The organism is Neorhizobium galegae (assembly GCF_017877135.1).
GTDB classification, from domain to species: domain Bacteria; phylum Pseudomonadota; class Alphaproteobacteria; order Rhizobiales; family Rhizobiaceae; genus Neorhizobium; species Neorhizobium galegae_A.
The window spans coordinates 167,537-185,791 of the sequence record NZ_JAGIPH010000001.1 but is presented as its reverse complement, the minus strand read 5'-3'; the positions used below and the strand labels follow the sequence as shown (position 1 = coordinate 185,791).

Below are 18,255 nucleotides of genomic sequence, written 5' to 3'. Positions count from 1 at the left end.
CTCAATAGGCATTGTCCGTGTTGAGAAGGCGGATCGGCGTGAGGAAAAGAATCTTAAGGTCAAACAGCAGCGACCAGTTCTCGATATAATCGAGGTCGAAGGCGGTGCGGGCGCGGATCTTGTCGTCGCTGTCCAGTTCGCCGCGCAGGCCGTTGATCTGCGCCCAGCCGGTGACGCCGGGTTTCACCCGATGGCGGGCAAAATAGCTTTCCACCACGTCGACATAGCGCCGGTCGCCGGTCTGGGCATGCACGGCGTGCGGGCGCGGGCCGACAAGCGAGAGCTCGCCGCGCAGCACGTTGAAGAACTGCGGAAGCTCGTCCAGCGAGGATTTGCGCAAAAAGCGCCCGACGGGGGTGACGCGCGGATCGTTCTTCGTCACGGCGCGCTTTGCCGTCGGGTCCGACATCTCCGTATACATCGACCGGAATTTGAGGACGTTGATGACCTCGTTGTTGAAGCCATGGCGCTTCTGTACGAAGAGCACGGGCCCCTTCGAGCTTGCCTTCACGGCAATTGCGGCCACCAGCATGATCGGCCAGGCAAGGGCGAGCGCCAAAAGCGAAAAGCCGATGTCGAAGATGCGCTTGGCCACCTCGTCCCAATCGCGCAGCGGCTTGTCGAACATGTCGAGCATCGGCACGGTGCCGATATGCGAATAGGCGCGCGGCCGAAAGCGCAGCTGGCTGGCATGCGCTGCAAGGCGAATATCCACCGGCAGCACCCAGAGCATGCGCGCCAGCTGCAGGATACGCTCCTCGGCCGTTGCCGGCAGCGCGATGATCAGCATGTCGATGCGGGCCAGCCGGGCAAATTCCACCAGCTCGGCAAAGGTGCCGAGTTTTGGGTAGCCTGCCACCACATCGGGAGAGCGGTCATCGCCGCGATCGTCGAAGATGCCGCAGATGCGGATGTCGTTGTCGGCCTGCCGCTCCAGCGCCCGCACGAGATCGCGCGCCGGCTTGCCGCCGCCGACGATCACGGCGCGCCGCTCCATGGTGCCGTTGCGCGCCCAGTGGCGAATGGCAAAGGCCATCAGCCGGCGCAGCGCCAGAAGCAGCAGCAGGCCCGCGCCATACCAGATCGCAAGGAAGGTCGAGGGGAAGGCACCGGCAAGGCCGAGCCAGACACCGGCGAGCGGAACCAGGAAGCCGATGCTCCAGGCGGCAACAATCCGGCGCGTCATGCGGCCAGCCGCGCGCAGCGACGGGATCTGATAGGCATCCGTGATCTGCAGGAGAAGAATGGTGAGGCCGGCGCAACCGGCGCTGAGGCCGGCGTGGAGAAGGAATGTCCCTTCGCTCAGGACAAGCCCCATCGCCAGGTTGAGCGCCAGCAGCAGTAGGAATTCCAGGAGGCGGATCTGGCCGATCAGAAGAGCCGGCGAAGTTGCCGTCTGGCGGAACTGCTCGGCGATCTCGCGGGCGAACGGGTTGAGCTGCACCGCGTCTGCGGCTCCGGTGTCTGCAGCCACCGCAGGGCTGCGGCGCCGGCGCTCCGCAACGGTGTCACGGGCCCGGTCGTCCTGTTGTGCCGGTTCGCTCATCGTCTGTAGATCCCGCCCGTCATCAAAGCGCCCTTGGCGCCCGCGTCCGGCCTCCGCGCGCGGGCACGGGGTCGCACGGGGCGGCTTGGCCGAGCATTAGCAGCAAGAAGCTAAGAAAGCTTTGCGGGGGCGTTGCGCTGAAGACTGCGATAGAGCGCCAGCATGTCGCGCGCCATCACGGAAGCGGAGAAGGTGGCGCGAAACGCTTCCGGCTTCGGCATGACCTCGGCCTGCCAGCCGGGTTCGGTCATTGTCTCCACCATGCGGGCAGACAGATCCGCCGCATCGCCGGGGATGGCAAGTGCCCGGCTGTCACTGCCCAGAACTTCCGCAATCCCGCCGACGCGGCTGGCGATCAGCGGCTTTTCGGCCGCGAGCGCCTCCAGCACGATATAGGGCATGGCCTCGGCGCGCGAGGGCACGATCACGGTGCGGGCAAGTGCAAAGGCCTGGGTTGCCGGCATGGCGTCCAGCATGCGGATGCGCCGGCCAAGGCCGAGCCGCGTCATGGTCTCCTGGTAGCGCTCCTTGTCCGGACCGTCGCCCACCATCACGGCCGAGAGCGGCCGCCCCAGCGCACGCTCGGTGCGGGCAAAGGCATCGATGAACACGTCCGGTCCCTTGAGGTCGCGCATCATGCCGATATAGAGAAAATCGGCCGCATCCGGGGCTGCCGGCACGGGCGAAAATTCCGTGTCGCTGATGCCGTTCAGGATCACCTGCGACGCCGTTCTCGGCGTTCCGACCTTTGCCGCATAGGTGCGTCTCTCGTAATCGCAGACGAAGACGAGGCTGTCGGTCAGCCGCTCCTGGAAGCGTTCGAGCCGCAGCACCACCTGGCCGGACAGCTTTGCCCGGTCGTAATGCAGACTGCCGCCATGCGGCGAATAGAGGCGGGCTACGCAATACCTGTTCACCCGCAGACCTGAGCCGATCAATCTTGCGACGACGCCACCCTTGGCGCCGTGACCGTGCAAGACATCCGGCCGCAAACTTTTGATATGCCTGTAACTTCTGTAGAGCGCCGCCAGATCCGAAGGACTGATGGAGCGCCGGATGGGAAGGCGCGTCAGCCCGAGCGACAGCTTGGGCAGGATCGCCTCGAAAAGCTTTTCCTCATGCGCCCCGCCTGTCGAGCTGTCGCAGAGAATGCCGATCTCGTGGCCGGCGGCGTGGTGTTCCTCCACCAGATCGCGCACATGCCGGAAGATGCCGCCGACCGGTGAGCGGAAACAGTGAATGATGCGAAGCGGCCGGCCGGCATTCATGGATCAGAACAGCCGTTCGCGGACATAGATGGTGTCGCCGGCGAGAACCGGGCTGGAAATCGTGGTGCGGCCCGTCAGAACCTCTCCGTTGATCTTGCGTGTCACGTCGATGTCGCGCTGGTTGCCGCGCGCGGTAAAGCCGCCGGCAACGGCAATGGCATTCTGCGCCGTCATCCCCGGCACATAGGAATACTGTCCCGGCCGGCCAACCTCACCCATCACGAAGACGGGGCGGTAGCGGTCGACCTCGATGGTGACGTCCGGATCGCGCAAAAAGCCCTTTTTCAGCTTTGCGGCAATGGCACCTTCCAGCACCGCGATCGTCTGGCCGCGCGCCGGCACCTGGCCGACGAGCGGGAAGGAGAGGTAGCCGGCCTGATCCACCGTATAGGTGTTGGAGAGGTTCGGCTGCTCGAAAACGGTCACCCGCAGCCGGTCGCCGCTGTCCAGCCGGTAGGGCTGGATGGTTGCCTCGTGAAACGCCTTCGGTGCCGGCGCATAGGACGAGCAGCTGGCAAGACCTGCCGAAATGCAGGCCGCAAGAGCCATGGACAAAACAGGTCTTTGTCGTGCAAACCGCATCTCGCGGGTAACTCCGGATGGGAAGGGCAAGTGTCATCCTTATCCTCCGGTTATGGTTAATGGCGGGTAAAGAACCTGTGCAAGTTTTGCACGCAAGCCCCGCTCAGTTCGTGTGTGCGAACATTCTTATTCACCCATTAACGTCGGGGTTACCATGATCGCATAATCTCCGCCGATGACATGGAATGGGAGTGCGTGATGTCCGGCATTGATGGCCATCAGGATGCGGATATCGATATCGGACAGCTGTTTGCCGCAGTGTGGCAAAGGCGGCGTCGCATTGTCGCGACCACGGCGCTATCTGCAGTGCTTGCCTTCGGGGTGTCGAGCCTGCTCACCCCCGATTACAAGGCCGAGACACGCATCCTCATCGAAGCGCGCGGGGGCGTGACCGGAGAGACGGGGCAGGGGGCGAGCGAACCGGTTCTCGACCAGCTCAACATTGCAAGCCAGGCCCAGCTCCTGCAGTCGGCCGATCTTATCCGCCAGATCGTGCGCGATCTTGATCTGGCCTCGCGCAAGGAATTCGATCCGGAGGCCTATTCGCTGCTGCCGGATCCGCTGGCGCTTCTGAGGCTCAAGCAGAACCCGCTTTCGCTTCCGGCAGAAGACCGCATCGTGAAAACCTTCCGCGACAAGCTGCAGGTCTATCCGCTGGAGGGGTCGCGAGTCATCGCGATCGAATTCAGTTCGCAGGATCCGAAACTTGCGGCCGACATTCCCAACCGCATGGCCGATCTCTATCTCTCCATGCAGAGCGGCGCCAAGCGCGACACGCATTCGCAGGCAGCCGGCTGGCTGGAGCCGGAAATCGCCACCCTTCGCACCCGGGTGGCGGATGCGGAAAAGAAGGTCGCCGACTACCGGGCATCGGCGGGTCTTTTCCAGTCGAGCGACAATACCAGTTTTACCGCCCAGCAGCTGAGCGGCATGTCGAGCGAGCTTGCCCGCGTGCGCGGCGAGCGCGCCAATGCACAGGCGCGTGCCGAGAACGTGCGCGCGGCCCTGCAGGCCGGCAACGGCTATGATACGCTGGGCGATATCGTCGGCTCGGCGATGATCCAGCGGCTGAAGGAAAGCCAGTCGCAGGTGGAGGGCGAGATTGCCCAGGCGTCCATCGCGCTTCTCGACGGCCACCCGAGGCTGAAGGCGCTGCGGGCACAGCTTGCCGGCATCCGCCGGCAGATCGAGACGGAAAGCCGCAAGATCCTCGCCAGCCTCGAGAACGAAGCCTCCGTGGCACGCCTGCGTGAACAGGAGCTGATGCAGCAGCTGAGTGGTCTGAAGGCCCAGTCGGCGCAGGCCGGCGAAGAGGAAGTGGGGCTTCGGGCACTCGAGCGCGAGGCTGCTGCCGAACGCCAGCTGCTCGAAACCTATCTCGCCCGCTACCGGGCCGCCGCCTCGCGCGTCGATGGCAATTCGACGCCCGCCGATGCGCGTATCGTCTCGACCGCGATGGAGCCGCCCGAGCCCTATTTCCCCAAGGTGATCCCGATCACCATCGTCATTGCGCTCGCAAGCCTTCTCCTGCAGGTGATCGGCATCATCGTCGTCGCGCTGTTTTCCGGCCGCGGCCTGCGTCCGACGGAGAGCCGGCTTCCGGCCGCCCGGCCGCTGCAACCGGCGCCGGCCGTGGCGGAGCCGGTCGTGGTGCTTCAGGAAAAAACAGCCGGTCCGGTGCCGATCCCGGCACCCCTTCCGGAGCTCGCTCTGTCCGGCCTCCCAAGCGACGGCGTTCAGCCATCCGGTCTGGCATCGGTCAGCGATTATCTGATGCGCCGTCGCGATGCGCTGGCGGTCATCGTCTCGCCCAAGGGTGACGATGGCTCGGCGACGACCGTCAGCCTGGCGCGCCACCTCGCCGGCGCGCGCCGCTCCGTCGTGCTTCTCGATCTGTCGGGCACGGCCTGTGCCACCCGCCTGATGGCGCAGTCGGCGCAATTGCCGGGCATTACCGATCTTCTCTGCGGTGCTGCAGCCTTTGGCGACACCATTCATCCGGACCGCCTGTCCGGCGTCCACATCATCCCGGCCGGAAATGCCGATCCGGTCGAGGCGATGCGCGCCGCCGACCGCCTCGGCATGATCATCGATGCGCTTGCGGGCGCCTATGAAATCGTCCTCGTCGATTGCGGCGCGACCGACATGACCATGCTCGAGCGCCTCACACGGGCAAGCACCGCCGAAGTCATTCTGTCGGTGGCGAATGCATCCGCCGACGAAATCGCGGCCGTGTCCGCGCGCTATGCCACGGCCGGCTATCCGGACGCGCTGGTGATGATGGCCGATCCGTCGGATGATCCAAGGCGCCGGGGTCGCGATGCCGCCTGACGGCCTTGCGGCCGCCGGTCACGCCTCGGAATCGGCACGGCCTTTGCCGGCCCTCAGCCGCTGCAGCAGCCGGTAGAGCATCGGGCTCCGCTTGACGCGGCCTTTCAGGCGCACGACGCCGGCATGAAGACGGGCCGCCAGCCGGCCCCTTGCCGTTAGTGGGATGAGAATGTCGGACAGTTCCGTTTCCACCGGGCACCAACTGCGCTTGTAGCCTTGGTCGCCGACGCCGAAATCAAACAGGCTGATGCCCTGGGCCCCCGCCTGCTCGATCATCAGCCAATATAACAGTTCGCCGGGGCTCGCGTCTGGCACCCGCACCGCATCGATCGAGCCGAACTGGCAGATCAGGTGGTCGCCCTTGCGCGACATGCCGGAGACCGCAACGACCGGCTTTTCCGCATCGCCCGAAAGCCTCAGCGCATGCAGGAAGAGCGGCTGGTCAGAGCCGTTCGCCGGCGCGTCGAGAAGCGCGTGATAGAATGCGCGCACCGCCGGCCGGCCAAAGGCGTCCGGCAGGCCATGCGCCTCGAAGCGCCGGCGCTTCTGGGCAAAGAAGACTTCGAGCAGCGCATGGCTCTCGTCGCGCGTGCGCGGGATGTAATGGTCAAAGCCGCCGGCCTCTTCCATCCGGCGCGTCTGGATGCGGAATTTCTTGCGCCGCCGCTTGGCGTTCAGCTGGCTGAGCGTCCGTTCGAACGTGTCGAGGATCGGCAGCTGGAACGAATTGTTCGGGTGGGGAACGGTGGCGAGATCGGCGAAAGGGTGGCGAAGCCCGCGCCAGACAAGCGGCACCGCATCGATCACCACCAGGTCGGCGCAGCCGGAAAGGCATCGGCCTAGTTTTCTGGAAAACTGCGCCTGCTCCTGCGCCGTCAGCTGAAAATCCTGCGCAAACAGACCGCTGTTGAAATTGTTGTAGCCATGCGCCGGGGGATAGGCGATGCTGAGGCCGGCACGCCTGTGGATGTCCAGCGGCAGGATCATCACCGTGCGGCCGCCGATCCGTCCCTCGACCAGCGCAAGCTCCGAGCCCGCACTGTCGAACCACGCCTTGCACCAGTCGTATCCCTGATGCAGCGAATTGCGCGGCAGCGCCTGCATCCGGCGCCAGGCGGGCTCCAGATCCTCCATCCGCCCGGCCAGCGACAGAACCATGTCTCCCATGCGGGCCTGCTCGACGGGAATGGCCTTTGCTGCGGCGCTGTCCCGGCCCGCGTCCGCTTCCAGGACAAGGTCTTGCGCCATCATTTCCATTCCTTCGTCTGCTGCCGGATCCGTCTCAACCGGCGCAGCCTAGAAGGTCTGGGGAAACAAGATGTTTATCAGGTGCGTATTGAGCCCTGCAGCCGCCGCCCGTGGTGAAGGAAGGGTAAATGCGCCTCAGGAGCATTTCCAGGAGCAGTGTGAAACGGTTTTCCGTCCTGAAATACTCTAGCGCGGGCGCGGGCCGGCCATCCATTTGATGATCAGCATGGCCGGCAGGATCCACAACAGTCCGGTGAGCAGGAAATAGAGGAAATGCACCCACCAGGGCGAGGCGGCGAGCGTCAGCGAGGCGATGGTGGTGGCAAGCAGCGCATAGGTCAGCACCAGGATGATGATGAGGATGGTGCCGATGAACTTTTTGAGCCGCAGGGGCATCGTGATCCTCGCTCTGGTCTTTAAGGGGCGCGACGGCATGCCGCAAACCGCAAGGGCTTGTTTTGCACCGGCGCCTCAGGCAAATCAACGCTTGGCGGACATTGTTGATAAATGTCAGGCTTGCAACAGGCAGGAGATCACATGGCGACCTCGGATGTCATCGGCCTTGGCGGCACGGACCGTCGCGTGGCGGAAAATCGCACCGCGCTTCGGCGCTGGCTGCAGGTCGTGCTGTTCACGCTTTTCTGTCTCGTGCTGGTCGGCGGTGCTACGCGGCTTACCGATTCGGGCCTGTCGATCACCGAATGGAAGCCGATCCACGGCGTCATTCCGCCGCTCTCTGTGAAGGAATGGGAAGAGGAACTCGAGCTTTACCGCCAGATCCCGCAATACCAGCAGATCAATCGCGGCATGTCGCTGGACGAGTTCAAGACGATCTTCTGGTGGGAATGGGCGCACCGGCTGCTGGCGCGCGCCATCGGCCTCGTCTTTGCCCTGCCGCTCGCCTACTTCTGGCTGACGGGCCGCGTCGAGAAGCGGCTGCGCTGGCCGCTGGTCGGGCTTCTGGCGCTTGGCGGCTTTCAGGGTTTTGTCGGCTGGTGGATGGTCTCGTCGGGCCTCACGCAGCGCGTCGATGTCTCGCAGTACCGACTGGCCACGCATCTGACCATCGCCTGCCTGATCTTTGCAGCCTCCACCTTCATCATGCGCGGGCTCACACCGCAGAAAGTCGATGTGCCGCCGACGCCGAAGTCGCATCTGGCCGCTGCCGGCCTTGCCTTCCTCGTGCTGTTCCAGATCTATCTCGGTGCGCTGGTGGCAGGGCTCGATGCCGGCTTTTCCTACAATACTTGGCCGCTGATGGATGGCGCGCTGGTGCCCGGCGATCTGTTCACCCACACGCCGGCCTGGATCAACCTGTTCGAAAACCCGAAGACGGTGCAGTTCGTCCACCGCTGCGGCGCCTATCTGCTGCTGACGCTCACTTTCATTCACATGATCGTTTCGGTGAACAAGGCGCTGGGCAGCACGCATGCCAAGGGCGCCATGGTGCTGTTCGGTCTTGTCTGTGCCCAGGCGACGATCGGCATCATCACGCTTCTGACGCATGTACCGATCGAGGCCGGGCTGCTGCATCAGGCAGGCGGCCTCATCGTGCTCGCCTATGCCATCAGCCACTGGCGTGGCTTTTACGGTGAATTCCCCCGCGACGAGGCGGTGCCGCGCCGTCTCTGACCTTGGGATTAGCCGAAGCGATAGGCTGAATAGGGTTTGCCGAGGAAATCCGTCGTGAAGATGCGGGCACCCTGATCGCCGCCGGCGGCACCCGCTGCCACGAACAGCGGCACCAGATGGTCATGGTCAGGCACATGGCAGGCCAGCGCATCAGGATTGTCCTGCCAGGTCGCCAGACGGTCGGCGCGGGCCTTCGGGTCGGGATCGGCAATCACATCGGCCAGCCAGTCGTCAAAGCGCACCGCTTCGGCCACATGCTCGGCATCGGCTTTGCGGAATTTCGGCATGTTGTGATAGGTCATGCCCGAGGCGATGATCAGCACGTCCTCGTCGCGCAGCGGCGCCAGCGCCTCGCCGATTGCCACATGGCTTTCCACGTCGAGCGTGTTCTTCAGCGAAATCATGGTGATCGGCACATCCGCATCGGGATAGATCAGCATGAAGGGAATGAAGACGCCGTGGTCGAAGCCGCGCGCCGGATCTTCCGCCGAGGCAATACCCGCGTCCGACAGCAATTGACGCGCGCGGGCGGCAAGCTCCAGCGAGTTCATCGCTGGGTAGGAGAGTTCGTAGGTATGCGGCGGGAAATTATAGTAGTCGAACAGCATCGGCGGCTTCGGCGCAGTGCTGAGCGTCGGCACCGGTTCCTTCTCCCAGTGGCCGGAAACGACCAGCACCGCCTTCGGACGCCGGCCGATCTCCCCGTCAAGCCCGCGCAGGAAGGCGCCCAGTTCGTCCCACGGGCCCTTGCCCGCGCTGTCCTTCGGAAACTCCATGAAGGGCCAGGGGCCGCCGCCATGGGGGATGAAATAAACGGGAAACCGCGTCTGTGGCATGAAAGTGCTCTCCAATCCTGCCACGATCATAACGACGATCTGCTGTTCACACTACAACACAAACTTCAAACAGATTGTTACGCGATCAGTGAACGAATATAGCCTGCAACGGCGACCCGCTCACGGATATTTTCCGCCGCATTCGCGTTGTCCGGTTCGTTGAGCGACCAGGCGGTCGACAGCATGGCATGGGCGCCAGCGTAGCGCAGCACCGGTAGGGGCTCGCAGCCCAGCACCGGCGCGAATGCTTCGGCGAGCCGCATCACGCGGCCCGGGTCGAACAGATGCGCGCCGCCGGGATTGCCGAAAACATTGGCCACCTCATATGCCGGATCGCCATAAAGCCCCTGCGGGTCGATGACGCGCCAGATGCCGTCTGCGTCTCGCATCACATTATCATGGTGCAGGTCGCCATGCAGCGGGATCTGCCGCGTCTGGGGGTTGATGAGGTCGCGGGCGTGCCAGGCTGCCCAGACCGCCATCTCCTGGTACGGGCCGTCCTTTTCCGCTAGTTGGAACAGGCTGCGGAAATGCCGCTCCAGCGGGATCAGATCGGACGGCGGCGCCCGGTCGGAAGGGGCATGCAGCAGCGGCAGAAGCTGGCAGAGGATCGGCGTTGCGGCGTCGTCGCCTCGCGCTCTGTGAATATCGGCAAGGCTCTGGTGGCCGGCATCCTCCAGCAGGCAGGCATCATCCGTCTGCTCCAGCAGACGCACGGCGCCCAGGCCGTCGCGCCAGCCGAGATAGGCAAAGCCTGCCCGTTCGCCAAGCCCTTCGGGTTTCAGCAGTTTGAGGATCGCGCCGCGGCCATCGGTGCGTGTCACGCGATAGAGCCGGCTCGAATGCGTATCGGCAAGCAGGCTCGGCGCCTGCAGCCGCCAGGCAGCCATGAGATCGGCGCGCAGCAGCGCATCAACGGGCTGCGGGCCATCGCCCATGGTCAGGCGCCGGCCGGTGGCAGATGGCAGACGGCCTCGATGTTGTGGCCGTCCGGGTCGAGCACGAAGGCGGCATAGTAGTTCGGATGATAATGCTCCCGCACACTCGGCGCGCCGTTATCCGTGGCACCCGCCGCCATGGCTGCCGCATAAAAGGCATCGACGGCGTCCCGGCTGTCGGCCACGAAGGCCACATGCAGGCTTCCTTTGGTGCGGCCGCCGCTGCCGACCCAGAAGGACGGCTTGCCGCCTCGGCCATAGCCGGCTCCCTCATAGGTGCCGCCGGTCTCCTCCGCCGTCACGGCCATCACGCAGGCGGCGCCGAGTGTCGGCATCACCGCATCATAGAATGCGCGCGCGCGGGCAAAGTCTGCGACCGAAAGTCCGAGATGATCGATCATGTGGGGCCTCCCTCCCGATGAAGCCTCGTGCCGCCAGAATCAGGCAAACGGCATCAGGCTGACAGCATCAGGTCCATGTTCTGCACGGCAGCACCCGAGGCTCCCTTGCCGAGATTGTCGAGAACGGCAACGAGGTTCACATGCGCGCCCCCTTCGGTGCCGAACACGTAAAGCTTCATCGTGTCCTCCCCCACCAGTTCCTCGGCATCGATGCGCGCGAGCGTGGTGCTGTCCTCAAGCGGCACGACCGTCACGATCGACTGGCCGGCATAATGCGCCACGAGCGCCGCATGAATTGTCTTCAGCGTCGTGCCTTCGGCAAGCTGGTCGATGAAGAGCGGCACCTCCACGATCATGCCCTGGGCGAAGCGGCCGACGGAGGGCGAGAAGAGGGGCGCGCGGTCCAGCAGGCCATGCGTCCTCATTTCCGGCACGTGCTTGTGCTTCAGCGTCAGCCCGTAGAGAAAATTATTGGCGGTGATGGCGTCTGCGCGCGTCTGGTCTTCCATCTGCGCGATCAACTGCTTGCCGCCGCCCGTATAGCCGGACACGGCGTTGACCGTGACGGGATAGCCGTCCGGCAACAGGCCTGCGGCCCGCAGCGGACGGATGAGGCCGATGGCACCGGTCGGGTAGCAGCCGGGATTGGCGACCGTGCGCGCCGAACGGATCTTGCCGGCCTGCGCGGCATCCATCTCGGCGAAACCATAGGCCCAGTCTTCGGCGACGCGATAGGCCGTCGAGGTGTCGATGATGCGCACGTTGTTATTGCCGGAAAGCATGGCGACGGCCTCCTTCGAGGCGTCGTCCGGCAGGCAGAGGATCGCGATGTCGGCGCTGTTGAGGAGGTCCTCGCGCAGCGCTGCATTGCGCCGCTCGGATTCGGGAATCGAGAGCAGCGTCACATCGCGGCGGCCGGCCATGCGGGTGCGGATCTGCAGCCCCGTGGTTCCGTGTTCGCCATCGATGAAAATTTTCGCGCTCATGTCTCTACCTGTAAAATCAGCGTGTTACAAAAGGGTCCGGATTCAGTTTACCCGCGTCTTGATTCAGTTTGTTAACGGCGTGCCGCAAGACGCTCGGCTCTCAGCCCCAGCATATACATGGCGACCGTTGCCGCGGCAATGGCGGTGATATCGGCATGGTCATAGGCAGGGGCCACCTCCACCACGTCCGAGCCCCGGATGTCGAGACGCCCAAGCTTGCGCAGAACCGACAGCATTTTCGCCGACGACGGCCCGCCGGAAACCGGCGTGCCTGTGCCGGGTGCAAAGGCCGGGTCGAGGCAGTCGATGTCGAAGGTCAGGTAGCAGGGGCCATCGCCGACATGGGCAAGGATCGCGTCGGCAATCTCGCCAGCGCGGATGTCCTCCACCGCATCGCCCTTGAAGATGCGGATGCCGAAATCCTCCGGCGCCTGCGTGCGGATGCCGATCTGGATCGAGCGTGTCGCGTCGATCACCCCGTCGCGCACGGCGCGCGCCACGAAGGAGCCATGGTCGATCCGCTGCCCGTCATCCTCCCAGGTGTCCTGATGGGCATCGAAATGCACGAGCGCCAGCGGTCCATGCCGCGCCGCATGCGCCTGCAGCAGTGGCCAGGTGACGAAATGGTCGCCGCCGAGGCCTAAGAGATAGGCGTCCGCGGCAAGAATGTGCTCCGCCTCGTCCCGGATGCGGCCCGGCGTCGTCTGGTGATTGCCGTAATCGAGCAGCACATCGCCGTAATCGATGACGGCCATGTCCTCAAACAGGTCGCGCGCAAACGGGTATTGCGGGTCGTTGTCAAAAATCGCCGAGGCTCGCCGGATCGCCTGCGGCCCGAAGCGCGCGCCCGGCCGGTTGGAGGTCGCTGCATCGAAGGGAATGCCCAGCACCACCGCATCGACCCCCGAAAGATCCTTGGTAAAGCGCCGCCGCATGAAGGACAGCGCCCCGGCATAGGTCGGGTCTGTCGCGGCGCCCCGGTTGCCGGTGGCGGAAAAGGCGTGGTCGATGCTTTTGCTGGCCATAACGATATCCTTGAAAGGGCGTCAGAGTGCTGCAGGCTGCGTGGGGCGGCAAGTTTGCCGACGCGCCAGCGCCGTTTTTAGCCGTCTCAGGCGCTTGCTGGAAGAGGTGAGGGTGGGCGACGGCTGCAGAGGGTTGCGCCTGTTCTCCGCCATTCCTTGCGGGGCCGGCTTCGACCGCAAAAGGTGAGACTTTGTCGGTAAGTAATTTCAAAAATATAATCCGATTTTATGAAATTAAATAGAAAAGATGACAAATAATTACATTGTAATGCGATAGTTTGTCGTAATGTAGTTAATAATATATCGGAAACTATGCACTGGAAAAACAGATTTACATGGGCGGCGGGCCGGATACACTCTGTCATCGGCGGCATGATGTTGGGGGCCGCTGACTTTTCCGGGGGAAACATCCATGTGTCTTGATTGTGTGACGATGAGCCGTCGTCGGATGATGACGGTTGCGGGAGCGGCGGGCATGGGGCTTGCGCTGTTCGGTGGTCTGGGCCGCCCGGCGGCAGCGGCCGAGGCTGCCAAGGGCCTGTCGCCCGATGAGGCGCTGGCGCGCCTGAAGGCCGGCAATGCGAAATTCGTCTCGGCCCCGCAGCTCTGCGCCGCCGATATCGGCTCCACGCGCGCGACGGTCGCCAAGGGGCAGAAGCCGTGGGCAACGGTTCTCACCTGTGCCGACAGCCGGCTGTCGCCGGAACTTCTGTTTGGTGGCGTCAATCTCGGCGAACTCTTCGTCTGCCGCAATGCCGGCAATATCGCCGATACGGCGGTGATGGGCTCCATCGAATACGGTGTCGAACATCTCGGCTCGCCGCTGATCCTGGTTCTCGGCCACGAGCGCTGCGGCGCCATTTCGGCTGCCTGCGAAGTGGCGGAAAAGGGCACGAAACTGCCGGGCTCCATCGGGCCAATGGTGGAGGCCATGGTGCCGGCCGCCCGCGATCTTCTCGGCAAGCCGGGCGATTTTGTCGATAACGTCGTCAAGGAAAGCGCGCGCCGCACCGCACAGAAAATCGCCACCGAAAGCCCGATCGTCTCCGAGTTCGTGCACGAGGGCAAGGTGAAGGTGGTCTACGGCCGCTACGACCTCGACACCGGAACGGTTGAGTTTTTGGGCTAGCACGCGTCTTTCGTCCCGCCCGGCGCAGGCTCGGAAGCGATGAAACAAAAAAGGCGGAGCCGAAGCCCCGCCTTTTCCATGTCTGTGACAGACCCGAGCGATTAACGCTTGGAGAACTGGAACGAACGACGGGCCTTGGCCTTGCCGTACTTCTTGCGCTCGACCACGCGGCTGTCGCGGGTCAGGAAGCCGCCCTTCTTCAGAACGCCGCGCAGGCCCGGCTCGAAGTAGGTGAGGGCCTTGGACAGGCCGTGACGAACGGCACCGGCCTGGCCGGAAAGACCGCCGCCGGCAACCGTTGCGATGATGTCGAACTGGCCGGTGCGGGCTGCAGCCACGATCGGCTGCTGCAGGATCATCTGCAGAACCGGGCGGGCGAAGTAGTCCGCGAATTCCTTGCCGTTGACAATGATCTTGCCGGTGCCCGGCTTGACCCATACGCGGGCAACGGCGTTCTTGCGCTTGCCGGTGGCGTAGGAGCGGCCCTGGGCGTCGACCTTGCGGACGTGAACCGGAGCCTGGGATTCGGTCGCCGAAGCGAGATCCTTCAGGGAGGAGAGATCGGCCATGATCAGGCGCTCCTTACGTTCTTGCTGTTCAGCTTGGCCACGTCGAGCGAGACCGGCTGCTGTGCTTCATGGGGATGGTTGGAGCCGGCGTAAACGCGCAGGTTCTTCATCTGGCGACGGCCAAGCGGGCCGCGCGGGATCATGCGCTCGACAGCCTTTTCAACGACGCGTTCCGGGAAACGTCCTTCGATGATGGCGCGCGCGGTGCGCTCCTTGATGCCGCCCGGATAACCGGTGTGCCAGTAGTACGTCTTGTCGGTGTACTTCTTGCCGGTGAAGACGACCTTGTCGGCATTGATGACGATGACGTTGTCGCCGTCGTCAACGTGGGGGGTGTAGGTAGCCTTGTGCTTGCCGCGCAGGCGGTTTGCAATGATGGTGGCGAGGCGTCCGACGACGAGACCTTCGGCGTCGATCAGCACCCACTTCTTCTCCACCTCAGCGGGCTTCTGAACGAAGGTAGACATATGTTGCTCTCTTCTCGATAATCCCGGGTGGAGCAAGCCCCGACCCCAGGCGTTTCTTGTTGCTTGTCTTGAAAAGGCGTTTTCACGCCAATGGCGCACCTCCGGTTCGGGAGGCGCTGCCTGGCGCGGCTTATACGGATGGTGCCGGCAAGCGTCAAGCAGCCGGCTTTTTGCTGGTGGAAATATAGGTCAATGAAATCAATGGCCTAGGTATGTGGTTTTATGTTACCACAAATTCGGCTGGCAAAATCCGTGTTTTCGCGGCGGAACGCGGCTCAATCGAGGCCGAAACAGCCGGGTTCAAGGAAGTTGCGGCAATCTTCCGGGTCCGGCCGGCGTTCGCAGTGGCGCACGGGGCAATTGCGCAAATCCGTCGTCGGAACGCTGGAAGCCTTGGCAAATTCGCCGGAGGCGCAAAGCCGGCCGGAGGCGACGTAGCGGTCGTAAAGCGTGATGCCGTTGCGGCCGGGATAGCGCAGGATGGCCGCACCTTCGCGGGCGATCGCATCCTGCACGGCAGCGCAGGACATGGCGGTGGAATTGTAGCGCGAGATGGCCTGCGCCTCGGCGCCGGCGAGGAAAGCGGTGCCGAGCACGGCAAGCACTGCAGTCGCGAGAATCTTTCGCATTGTCTATTCCCTTTTAAGGCTCCGGGAACGTAACTAGCGCACACTCTGTTGACGGCCAAGGGTGGTGCCAAAAGGGTGGCGATCAAACCTCATGTGCCGGGAGGAATAACCATGAACCATGATCAGTATGACGATGCCTATCTGGCCGACATTCTGAAGACCGTGAAAACGGTTGCCGTCGTCGGTGCTTCCCTCAATCCCTCGCGCCCGAGCCACGGCGTCTCGGCCTTCCTGCTGGCGAAAGGCTATCATGTCATCCCCGTCAATCCGGGGCAGGCGGGCAAGGTCATCCTTGGCCAGACGGTGGTGGCGCGGCTTGCGGATATTGCCGAACCGGTAGACATGGTCGATGTCTTCCGGGCGTCAGCCCATGTCGGCGCCCTGATGGACGAACTGCTGGCGCTGGAAACGCTGCCGAAGGTTGTCTGGATGCAGCTTGGCGTGCGCGACGATGCCGCGGCGGCAAGAGCCGAAGCGGCCGGCATCAAGGTCGTGATGAACCGCTGCCCGGCCATGGAATATCCGCGCCTTCGCCATTTCTTCTGAAGGCAGCGCATCGGGGCGGTCGCAACGGCGCGCCGGTCAGTCTTCCAGAAGGTCCGGCTCGGCGCGAAGCCCGTTCATGTGGTCGGCATTGTTGCAATAGGTAGAAAATTCCGCAGCGGCGGTGCCCTCGGACAGGTCGTGCCGGCAGGTCGCCTTGGAAGCGCACAGCGCGCAGTTGGCCTGCATCTCGCGGTAGGCGGCCGGCTGCAGCAGGCGCACTTCCACCGGATCGATATGAAGCGCATGCATCAGCCGATCCATCTCCTCGGCGCTGCCGGGACCCTTGGCGGCGATGGCGGCAAGCCGATCGGGCGCCACGCCGATATCGAGCGCCGTCTGCCGTTGAAGATCGCGGTCGAGACGCTCGAAACCGTCCTCGACGGTAAAGCAGTTGCGAAATTGGCCGTAAAGATGCGCAAGCCGCGCGGCAAAGCCTGTTGAGCCCTCGATTGATGCTGTCATGGCCGTTCTCCCTTCATCTTTTCTGCAGGATGAAAGAGGCGCCGGCGATTGCATTGATCCGCATCAAGCAACGGGTTGCTGTGGTCGCGGTTGAAGCGATTTTTCCGGCCGGCCGCACCTTGCCGCAAAATCCTTCTTCTGCATCCCGCCACTTGGCCGTTGAGAACGCTGTCGCCGGGCAAGGGGGCGGGCTATAGTCCAGCGCGACCTGCCGGGCTTGCAGCCAACGAAGGGCAGGCGACACGACATTTCGGGAGGACAGACATGACGACGAATCATCCGGGCTTTTCCACGCTCGCCATCCATGCGGGCGCCAAGCCCGACCCGGCAACCGGTGCCCGCGCCACGCCGATCTACCAGACGACCTCCTTCGTGTTCAACGATGCCGACCATGCGGCGGCCCTCTTCGGCCTCAAGGAATTCGGCAATATCTATACCCGCATCATGAACCCGACGCAGGCGGTGCTCGAAGAGAAGGTGGCCGCGCTGGAAGGCGGCACGGCGGCGCTTGCCGTCGCCTCCGGCCATGCGGCCCAGATGCTGGTCTTTCACACGATCATGAAGCCGGGCAGCAATTTTGTCGCGGCAAAGCGCCTCTATGGCGGCTCGATCAACCAGTTCGGCCATGCCTTCAAAAATTTCGGCTGGGAGGTGCGCTGGGCAGATCCCGCGGATCCGGCAAGCTTTGCCGCGCTGGTCGATGAGAACACGCAGGCCTTCTTCATCGAAAGCCTTGCCAATCCCGGCGGCACCTTTGTCGATATCGCAGCCATTGCCGAGGTCGCGCAGGCGCATGGCCTGCCGCTCATCGTCGACAATACGATGGCTAGCCCCTATCTGGTGCGCCCGCTCGAACACGGCGCCGATATCGTCATCCACTCGCTGACTAAGTTTCTGGGCGGTCACGGCAATTCCATGGGCGGCATCCTCGTCGATGGCGGCACCTTCGACTGGTCGGCGTCGGGCCGTTATCCGATGCTGTCGGAACCGCGCCCCGAATATGCCGGCCTCGTCCTCCACCAGACCTTCGGCAATTTCGCCTTTGCCATTGCCGCCCGCGTGCTCGGCCTTCGCGATCTTGGGCCGGCGATCTCGCCGTTCAACGCCTTCATGATTCTGACCGGCATCGAAACGCTGCCGCTTCGCATGCAGCGCCACTGCGACAATGCGGCCGCGGTTGCTCAGTGGCTGAAGGGCCATGACAAGGTGTCCTGGGTGAATTACGCCGGCTTGGAAGACGACCCGAACCACGAATTGCAGACCCGCTATTCGCCGAAAGGGGCCGGTGCCGTCTTCACCTTCGGCCTGAAGGGCGGCTATGAGGCCGGCAAGAGCTTTGTCGAGGGGCTGAAGCTCTTTTCGCACCTTGCCAATATCGGCGATACGCGCTCGCTGGTGATCCACCCGGCCTCCACCACGCACCGCCAGCTGACGGCCGAGCAGCAGGTGGCTGCAGGCGCCGGCCCGGATGTCGTGCGCCTGTCGGTCGGCATCGAGGATATCGCCGATATCATCGCCGATCTCGACCAGTCGCTGGCGAGGATCGCCTGAGGCATCTTGCCGAGGCTTTGTCTGCCCGCCCGCCGTGGTCATGCGACTGCGGCGGGCAATTTTCGTCTGCAAGCTTGAAATCCTTGATCCGCCTTACAAATCCTCCCCA

Annotated in this window: 19 protein-coding genes; 5 read left to right on the top strand and 14 right to left on the bottom strand. The window is 63.8% G+C overall.

The window, feature by feature from the left end; all coding sequences use genetic code 11:
* Position 1: 1 nt before the first annotated feature.
* The 3 genes from J2858_RS00955 to J2858_RS00945 form a co-directional block, all read right to left on the bottom strand.
* On the bottom strand, positions 2 to 1,546 hold the full coding sequence (locus J2858_RS00955) for an undecaprenyl-phosphate glucose phosphotransferase (protein WP_210102886.1): 1,545 nt from the start codon (positions 1,544 to 1,546) through the stop codon (positions 2 to 4).
* A 110-nt stretch (positions 1,547 to 1,656) separates the two neighbouring features.
* Complete coding sequence (locus J2858_RS00950) at positions 1,657 to 2,814, bottom strand: glycosyltransferase family 4 protein (protein ID WP_210102885.1); 1,158 nt, start codon at positions 2,812 to 2,814, stop codon at positions 1,657 to 1,659.
* A 3-nt stretch (positions 2,815 to 2,817) separates the two neighbouring features.
* Complete coding sequence (locus J2858_RS00945; protein WP_210104071.1) at positions 2,818 to 3,396, bottom strand: polysaccharide biosynthesis/export family protein; 579 nt, start codon at positions 3,394 to 3,396, stop codon at positions 2,818 to 2,820.
* Between the two features lie 198 nt (positions 3,397 to 3,594).
* Here J2858_RS00945 and J2858_RS00940 point away from each other — a divergent pair, with 198 nt between their 5' ends.
* Entirely contained in the window at positions 3,595 to 5,727 is a 2,133-nt protein-coding gene (locus J2858_RS00940) for a GumC family protein (protein ID WP_210102884.1), read from the top strand.
* An 18-nt stretch (positions 5,728 to 5,745) separates the two neighbouring features.
* Here the strand turns inward: J2858_RS00940 and J2858_RS00935 are convergent, their stop codons facing one another.
* Positions 5,746 to 6,978 (bottom strand): GNAT family N-acetyltransferase, encoded by a 1,233-nt coding sequence (locus J2858_RS00935; RefSeq protein ID WP_210102883.1) that lies wholly within the window; start codon positions 6,976 to 6,978, stop codon positions 5,746 to 5,748.
* 183 nt (positions 6,979 to 7,161) lie between these two features.
* A complete protein-coding gene (locus J2858_RS00930; protein ID WP_210102882.1) occupies positions 7,162 to 7,371 on the bottom strand; it encodes a DUF2842 domain-containing protein in 210 nt (69 codons plus the stop codon).
* Between the two features lie 141 nt (positions 7,372 to 7,512).
* On the opposite strand from J2858_RS00930, the gene J2858_RS00925 reads away from it, so the two are divergent.
* Positions 7,513 to 8,607, top strand: a complete 1,095-nt coding sequence (locus tag J2858_RS00925; RefSeq protein WP_210102881.1) for a COX15/CtaA family protein — start codon at positions 7,513 to 7,515, stop codon at positions 8,605 to 8,607.
* Between the two features lie 8 nt (positions 8,608 to 8,615).
* Here J2858_RS00925 and J2858_RS00920 read toward each other — a convergent pair whose 3' ends face one another.
* The 5 genes from J2858_RS00920 to speB form a co-directional block, all read right to left on the bottom strand.
* Positions 8,616 to 9,443 (bottom strand): DODA-type extradiol aromatic ring-opening family dioxygenase, encoded by an 828-nt coding sequence (locus J2858_RS00920; RefSeq protein ID WP_210102880.1) that lies wholly within the window; start codon positions 9,441 to 9,443, stop codon positions 8,616 to 8,618.
* Positions 9,444 to 9,520: 77 nt separating this feature from the next.
* Complete coding sequence (locus tag J2858_RS00915; protein ID WP_245365505.1) at positions 9,521 to 10,381, bottom strand: aminoglycoside phosphotransferase family protein; 861 nt, start codon at positions 10,379 to 10,381, stop codon at positions 9,521 to 9,523.
* A gap of 2 nt (positions 10,382 to 10,383) precedes the next feature.
* On the bottom strand, positions 10,384 to 10,782 hold the full coding sequence (locus J2858_RS00910; protein WP_210102879.1) for a VOC family protein: 399 nt from the start codon (positions 10,780 to 10,782) through the stop codon (positions 10,384 to 10,386).
* A 53-nt stretch (positions 10,783 to 10,835) separates the two neighbouring features.
* Positions 10,836 to 11,768: an N-acetyl-gamma-glutamyl-phosphate reductase gene (gene argC, locus J2858_RS00905; protein WP_210102878.1), complete on the bottom strand. Its 933-nt coding sequence runs from the start codon at positions 11,766 to 11,768 to the stop codon at positions 10,836 to 10,838.
* Between the two features lie 71 nt (positions 11,769 to 11,839).
* Entirely contained in the window at positions 11,840 to 12,793 is a 954-nt protein-coding gene (gene speB, locus J2858_RS00900) for an agmatinase (RefSeq protein ID WP_210102877.1), read from the bottom strand.
* Positions 12,794 to 13,241: 448 nt separating this feature from the next.
* On the opposite strand from speB, the gene J2858_RS00895 reads away from it, so the two are divergent.
* A complete protein-coding gene (locus tag J2858_RS00895) occupies positions 13,242 to 13,922 on the top strand; it encodes a carbonic anhydrase (protein ID WP_245365504.1) in 681 nt (226 codons plus the stop codon).
* 101 nt (positions 13,923 to 14,023) lie between these two features.
* On the opposite strand, the gene rpsI is transcribed toward J2858_RS00895, so the two are convergent.
* The 3 genes from rpsI to J2858_RS00880 form a co-directional block, all read right to left on the bottom strand.
* Positions 14,024 to 14,491, bottom strand: coding sequence for a 30S ribosomal protein S9 (rpsI, locus tag J2858_RS00890; RefSeq protein WP_210102875.1), 468 nt, complete (start codon positions 14,489 to 14,491; stop codon positions 14,024 to 14,026).
* 2 nt (positions 14,492 to 14,493) lie between these two features.
* On the bottom strand, positions 14,494 to 14,958 hold the full coding sequence (rplM, locus tag J2858_RS00885; RefSeq protein WP_210102874.1) for a 50S ribosomal protein L13: 465 nt from the start codon (positions 14,956 to 14,958) through the stop codon (positions 14,494 to 14,496).
* Positions 14,959 to 15,233: 275 nt separating this feature from the next.
* Entirely contained in the window at positions 15,234 to 15,587 is a 354-nt protein-coding gene (locus tag J2858_RS00880) for a hypothetical protein (RefSeq protein WP_210102873.1), read from the bottom strand.
* 111 nt (positions 15,588 to 15,698) lie between these two features.
* Between J2858_RS00880 and J2858_RS00875 the strand changes: the two genes are divergently transcribed.
* Positions 15,699 to 16,133 carry a CoA-binding protein gene (locus J2858_RS00875; RefSeq protein WP_210102872.1) on the top strand — a complete coding sequence of 145 codons (435 nt, stop codon included), beginning with the start codon at positions 15,699 to 15,701 and terminating at the stop codon, positions 16,131 to 16,133.
* Between the two features lie 36 nt (positions 16,134 to 16,169).
* On the opposite strand, the gene J2858_RS00870 is transcribed toward J2858_RS00875, so the two are convergent.
* Positions 16,170 to 16,595 (bottom strand): DUF6455 family protein, encoded by a 426-nt coding sequence (locus J2858_RS00870; protein ID WP_210102871.1) that lies wholly within the window; start codon positions 16,593 to 16,595, stop codon positions 16,170 to 16,172.
* Between the two features lie 264 nt (positions 16,596 to 16,859).
* Between J2858_RS00870 and J2858_RS00865 the strand changes: the two genes are divergently transcribed.
* A complete protein-coding gene (locus tag J2858_RS00865) occupies positions 16,860 to 18,146 on the top strand; it encodes an O-acetylhomoserine aminocarboxypropyltransferase (protein WP_210102870.1) in 1,287 nt (428 codons plus the stop codon).
* The last annotated feature ends 109 nt before the right edge of the window (positions 18,147 to 18,255 follow it).